This window comes from Mongoliibacter sp. (genome assembly GCF_007692705.1).
Lineage (GTDB): Bacteria > Bacteroidota > Bacteroidia > Cytophagales > Cyclobacteriaceae > Mongoliibacter.
The window spans coordinates 40,542-47,175 of sequence record NZ_REBN01000118.1 but is presented as its reverse complement, the minus strand read 5'-3'; the positions used below and the strand labels follow the sequence as shown (position 1 = coordinate 47,175).

Below are 6,634 nucleotides of genomic sequence, written 5' to 3'. Positions count from 1 at the left end.
TTAAATAATATTATTGAAATTCATAATTTTTATGTAAAAAAACATCGATTAACAAAATATTATTCTGTTTAAACCTGTATATAATTAATATTTAACAATATTTATTAAAATAAAAAGTAGGATTCTACTGATATTATTCAAAAAATTAAAATTTACTATGTTAAGTGACTTTTTCTACCTAAGCCTTAGTTAGTTGCAGATTGTAATTGAATATTTTTATTATATGTATACCCGCAACTACACCACTATCCAATTAAAAATGGATCCAAGAACAACCCGATATTAATAGATATTGGCTTGAAATTATAAGTTAATTCTATTATAAAAATTATACTGGTAAGAAGGCGGATAATCATAATTAATTATTACAAGTTCTTTGCTACAAAACCTACTTACTTTATTTAATACTAATAGGCAGATATAAAAAAAGGCCACCCGATTTAGGCAGCCTTTTGTATTATATTGAATTATCTTATGGTTATGCTTCAGCAGAAACAACATTTACATAAGATTTTCCATCAAATTTCTTTCTGAATTTAACCTTGCCATCAGTGAGAGCAAATAGTGTATGGTCTTTGCCTACACCTACATTCTCTCCTGGATGATGCTTGGTACCTCTTTGTCTAACGATGATGTTACCGGCAATTACTGCCTCACCACCAAATTTTTTGATCCCAAGTCTTTTACTATGAGATTCTCTACCGTTTCTGGAACTACCGACACCTTTCTTGTGAGCCATAATATTATTAGTTTATGATTTCATCAGAAATCTTACAATGTGATATTTTCAATCAATACTTTAGTATAATTCTGTCTGTGACCATTCTTTTTCTTATAGCCTTTTCTTCTTTTCTTCTTGAAGACTATAATCTTGTCACCCTTTACATGATCAAGGATTTTCCCTGATACCTTGGCACCTTCTAGAATAGGTGCTCCAATTGACACAGTACCGTTATCGTCAGCTAACAATACTTGGTCAAACTCCACGGAAGCGCCAGCTTCGCCTTGCATTAATGGTGCATAGACAAACTGATCTTTTGTTACTTTGAACTGCTTTCCTGCGATGTTAACAATTGCGTACATATTATATTTTAAATATTGCTTTAGGAAATTGAGGTGCAAATATAGGGATCATCAACACAATAAAAAAACTATTATTAAAAATTAACCCTAAAATTCAGTAAATGAAACATTTGGGTAATGGTATCCTTTCATTTGCTTATTTTAAATTGGCAATAGAGAAGGCAAGGTTTTTTATATTAGAAATATAAGATGATAAACCAAAGGTAAACAGCATTTTGATGTGTGTAAGTAATTGATTGAGTTCGCAAGAAAATTTCGTTACACACTGATTTATAGTGACTTATATCCGAATATTGCCTTCATATGCAAATAATACAAAATTGAACCTCGGTCAAAATAGAGGTGTTTTTTTGGCTCAAAAATCTTTTTACAATTATTTAAAAAAAGTTTTATAGGCAGATAATCCCTTATTTAATTAATTTATAACTTTAATTGAATTAGTATATAATACTTATTTATAGTTATTTATATTGTTTTTGAACTATATTCAAAAAACTATCAAATTCGTAGGTTTTCGGGTTTTATTTTTGAAAATTGTTAATCATATTTGTTGGAAGGCTGTTTCCAAAAGACAGCCTTTTCTGTCCAGTCTGTGTAAGAAAAGTGATCAGGCTTTAGAAACTGATAATATTCTGAAACAAAAAAATTAAGAGCAATGCAACAAGTAGAACCCATACTCCAAGAAAACGGCGGTAGATTTGTATTATTCCCCATACAGCATGATGACATTTGGCAATACTATAAACAGGCTGAGGCAAGCTTTTGGACAGCTGAGGAGATTGATCTTAGTCAAGACTTAAAAGACTGGAAAAATCTCAATGATGGGGAAAGACACTTTATTTCACATGTACTGGCATTTTTTGCGGCAAGCGATGGTATAGTGAATGAAAATCTAGCAGAACACTTTGTTTCAGAAGTTCAATATACTGAAGCTAAGTTTTTTTATGGTTTTCAAATTGCCATGGAAAACATCCACTCCGAGACTTACAGTCTTTTGATTGATACCTATATCAAAGACGCAGTTGAAAGAGATAAATTATTGAATGCTATAGAACACATTGATTGCGTAAAAAAGAAAGCAGACTGGGCCTTGAGATGGATTGACAACGGCACATTTCAGGAGAGATTGATTGCTTTTGCAGCAGTAGAAGGCATATTCTTTTCTGGTTCATTTTGTTCCATTTTCTGGTTGAAAAAAAGAGGACTGATGCCTGGACTTACCTTCTCCAACGAACTCATCTCAAGAGATGAAGGACTTCATTGTGATTTCGCATGCCACCTTTACACCCAGCATGTTAACAATCCGCTTCCTAAAGAGACGGTAACCAGTATAATCCAAAACGCTGTTGAGATTGAAAAGGAATTTGTCACAGATGCATTGCCCGTTAAATTAATAGGCATGAACTCAGACCTGATGTGTCAATATATTGAGTTTGTAGCTGACAGACTCCTAATGGAACTAGGCTGTGATAAAGTATGGAACAGCACCAACCCATTTGACTTCATGGACATGATATCATTACAAGGGAAAACCAACTTCTTTGAAAAAAGAGTGGGGGATTACCAAAAAGCCGGTGTTATGAAATCTAAAGATGCTGTTGACTCTCCAAAATTCTCTATGGGAGAGGAATTCTAATATAACCCAATAACCTACCCACCACCAAAATTTTAAAAGCATGTTAGTAATAAAAAGAGACGGACGAAGAGAATCTGTAAGATTCGATAAGATTACTGCAAGGATTGAAAATCTTTGTTATAATCTTGATAGCCGATATATACAGCCTATAGAAGTTGCCAAAAAGGTGATTGATGGGCTTTATGATGGAGTGACCACCACCGAATTGGATAATTTGGCTGCTGAAGTTTGCGCTTCACTTACCATAAAGCATCCTGATTACGCTGTATTGGCTGCCAGAATCGCTATCTCCAATCTTCACAAAACCACAAGTCAGTCTTTTTCCAATACCATGAAAAGACTGTACACCTACATCAATCCCAAAACAGGTGAAAATGCAGCTTTAATTGCTCCGGATGTGTATGGTGTGGTCAAAAAACATGCTGCCCTTTTTGATGAGGCTATTGATTACAAAAGGGATTTTGATTACGACTATTTTGGATTCAAAACTTTAGAAAAAAGCTACTTAATAAAGTTGGATGGAAAGGTAGTGGAAAGGCCACAGCATATGCTGATGAGAGTTGCTGTTGGAATCCACAAAGAAGACATAGAATCTGCAATAGAGACGTACAATCTGTTGTCTGAAAAATGGTTCACACATGCTACTCCTACCCTTTTCAATGCAGGTACACCCAAGCCACAGTTGTCTTCGTGCTTTTTGCTGACAATGAAGGATGACAGCATCGATGGCATTTATGACACATTGAAGCAAACAGCAAAAATTTCTCAATCGGCTGGAGGAATAGGCTTGTCAATACACAATGTAAGGGCAAAGGGTAGCTATATCAGAGGTACAAACGGTGTTTCAAATGGTATCGTACCGATGTTGAGAAACTTCGACATGACTGCTAGGTATGTAGATCAAGGTGGTGGAAAAAGAAAAGGTAGTTTTGCTATTTATTTGGAGCCTTGGCATGCCGATGTCAAAGACTTTTTAGAGCTGAAAAGAAACCACGGAAAAGAAGAAATGCGTGCCAGGGATCTATTCTATGCGATGTGGATACCCGATCTATTTATGAAGCGGGTTGAGCAAAATGATGAATGGTCATTGTTTTGCCCAAATGAAGCTCCCGGATTAGGAGATTGCCATGGAGAGGAGTTTGAAAAATTATACGAAAAATACGAAAGAGAAGGCAGAGCTCGTGAAACTATAAAGGCCCAAGAGCTTTGGTTTGAGATCCTGGAATCCCAAATCGAGACAGGAACCCCTTACATGCTTTACAAGGATTCTGCAAATAAAAAGTCAAACCAGCAAAACTTGGGGACAATAAAGTCTTCCAACCTGTGTACCGAGATTATAGAATATACAGCACCTGATGAGGTAGCAGTATGTAACCTTGCATCTCTCGCTTTACCAAAATTTGTATTGACGGGCACTGATGGGAAAAAATATTTTGACCACAAAAAGCTCTATGAAATTACCAAAGTAGCTACCAGAAACCTCAACAAGGTAATTGATGTCAACTATTACCCTGTAGAAGAAGCTAAAAGATCTAATTTTAGACACAGACCTATAGGTCTAGGAGTACAGGGGCTGGCAGATACATTTATATCCTTAAGAATGCCTTTTGATTCAGAAGAGGCAAAGGGATTAAATAAAGATATATTCGAGACTATTTATTTTGCTGCCATGGAGACTTCCATGGAGTTGGCCAAAACTCAAGGTACCTACGAAACATATGAAGGCTCACCTACTTCCAAAGGACAATTTCAGTTTGATTTATGGGGAGTAACACCAGAGTCAGGAAGATGGGCCTGGGATGACCTTAAAGTCAAAGTTAAGAAGTATGGGGTAAGAAACTCCCTCTTAGTAGCACCTATGCCAACTGCATCTACTTCTCAGATTCTTGGTAATAATGAGTGTTTTGAGCCTTATACCTCAAACATTTATACAAGAAGGACGCTATCAGGTGAATTCATTATTGTCAATAAGCATTTGATGAAAGACCTCATCCGTCTAGGAATATGGAATGACAACATGAAGAATAGACTCATTGCTGCTAATGGATCAGTCCAGGCAATCCCAAATATTCCTCAAAATATCAAAGATATTTACAAGACAGTTTGGGAGATTTCTCAAAAAGTCATCATAGATATGTCTGCCGATAGAGGTGCATATATTTGTCAATCTCAAAGTATGAACGTTTTCATGCAAGACCCTAATTTCGGTAAACTAACTTCTATGCATTTCTATGCTTGGAAAAAGGGACTGAAAACAGGTATGTATTACTTGAGGTCCAAAGCAGCAGCAAGTGCCATTCAGTTTACAGTAGATAAGGCTGCACTGGAAGCAGACAAAATTGCTGATGCGGCTCTACTTGATAAAGCAAAATCCCAGAATCAAGATGCAATCGCTTGCTCACTCGATGATCCCGATGGTTGCGAAATGTGTGGCAGTTAATATTAAATTTTAGAGTTCGTTTGTTAGTAAAAAGCGTCTGATTTTTCAGGCGCTTTTTCTTTTTAAACCTTAATCAAAAATAGAATTGTGTAAAGAAAAGAAAGAAAGCAATTCTCCAATCTGATACCATGAAAAAACGAAGGCCGCACTAGGCCTTCGTTTTTTCATAGTGAATATCAATAGCAAATTTTAAACCCTCAATAAACTTAAGCTTTCTCTGATACAGATCTGATTTTATCCCAAACCCGAAAGAAATTCTTATGACATATTTTTTCAATATCATCTCTGGAATACCCCAACTTCATTAACTCCGCTATTAAGTTTGGGTACATGGAAGCATCCTTGAGTCCTTCAGGAAGTGTATCACCTACCCCATCAAAGTCAGAGCCTAATCCTACATAGTCGATGCCCACCAATTTGACGACATGATCAATATGTTCAGCGACTTTGGAAACATGTACTGTAGGCTTTTTATCTGCAGAATATTTCTTGATATAATCCTGTGCTTCTTCATCTCTATAAGTCAGGTTATTATACTCCAACCATTCCACGATGTGTGCCCTGATTTGGGAGTTGGCATCTGCATAGGCTTGATCGAGAAAACTGCCTCCAAAAGTTATCATCACCAGACCATCCTTTTCGGCAATTTTTTTAATGATCTCATCAGACACATTCCTTTCGAAACCAGGAGTAAAGTTCCTGACAGAACTATGAGTAGCCACTATTGGAGCTTCACTTATTTCAGCAACATCAAAGAATGTCTTATCGGTTATATGTGATACGTCTATAATCATCCCTAGACGATTCATTTCTTTGACCACTTCCTTTCCAAATTCACTCAATCCTCCATGGGTTTCCGAATCGTCATAAGAGGAATCTCCAACAAGGTTGTCCTTGCCATGTGTCAATGTCATGTACCTTATTCCTTTATTGAAAAAATATTCAATGTTAGATAGATCATCTTCAATAGCTGCTGCATTTTCTATTCCCATCGGCAGAGAAAGAAGACCCTTTTCAAAATTCGTCTTAATATCTTCTGGGGAATTGGCCATGGCTATTTTATCAGGCCAAGTACTTGCCAGTTTTTCAACCATCATGATCAAAGTATCAGCTAGACCTTTGGCTCCTCCCGTCTCTTGATAGGACGCAGGTATATAAATTGCCATAAAAGGAGCATCCATACCTCCTTCTCTTGCTCTCACATAATCAATATTCCCTTCTTCCTGCCGATTGATGAAGTCATAAGCCTTTTCCAGATCTCCATCGGTTTGGTTGTAAATTCTTAGAGGCAAATCCATGTGTCCATCTACAATAATAGTGCTTTGAGCAATCTCATGTGCAATTTCCAACCTTTCCTCATCGGACATTTGGGTATAATCGGCTTCATTTTGTTCAGTACTAGAGCTGCAGGCCCAGAAGCAGACGGCTGCAAAAGCCAAAATCATAATTTTCTTCATAATGTTAGTTTTGGTACA

At 36.5% G+C, this 6,634-nt stretch carries 5 protein-coding genes; 2 read left to right on the top strand and 3 right to left on the bottom strand.

Translation table 11 applies throughout. The features are described 5' to 3' along the window. Positions 1-478 precede the first annotated feature (478 nt). Positions 479-739 carry a 50S ribosomal protein L27 gene (gene rpmA, locus EA341_RS05620; RefSeq protein ID WP_293012144.1) on the bottom strand — a complete coding sequence of 87 codons (261 nt, stop codon included), beginning with the start codon at positions 737-739 and terminating at the stop codon, positions 479-481. A 32-nt stretch (positions 740-771) separates the two neighbouring features. Then, the gene (rplU, locus tag EA341_RS05615; protein WP_293012141.1) at positions 772-1,083 is read right to left on the bottom strand and encodes a 50S ribosomal protein L21; all 312 of its coding nucleotides are present in this window, start codon (positions 1,081-1,083) and stop codon (positions 772-774) included. Between the two features lie 655 nt (positions 1,084-1,738). Between rplU and EA341_RS05610 the strand changes: the two genes are divergently transcribed. Then, positions 1,739-2,719: a ribonucleoside-diphosphate reductase small subunit gene (locus tag EA341_RS05610; protein ID WP_293012138.1), complete on the top strand. Its 981-nt coding sequence runs from the start codon at positions 1,739-1,741 to the stop codon at positions 2,717-2,719. Positions 2,720-2,759: 40 nt separating this feature from the next. After that, the gene (locus tag EA341_RS05605; protein ID WP_293012135.1) at positions 2,760-5,159 is read left to right on the top strand and encodes a ribonucleoside-diphosphate reductase subunit alpha; all 2,400 of its coding nucleotides are present in this window, start codon (positions 2,760-2,762) and stop codon (positions 5,157-5,159) included. 206 nt (positions 5,160-5,365) lie between these two features. Here EA341_RS05605 and EA341_RS05600 read toward each other — a convergent pair whose 3' ends face one another. After that, entirely contained in the window at positions 5,366-6,616 is a 1,251-nt protein-coding gene (locus tag EA341_RS05600) for a dipeptidase (RefSeq protein WP_293012133.1), read from the bottom strand. Positions 6,617-6,634: the final 18 nt, after the last annotated feature.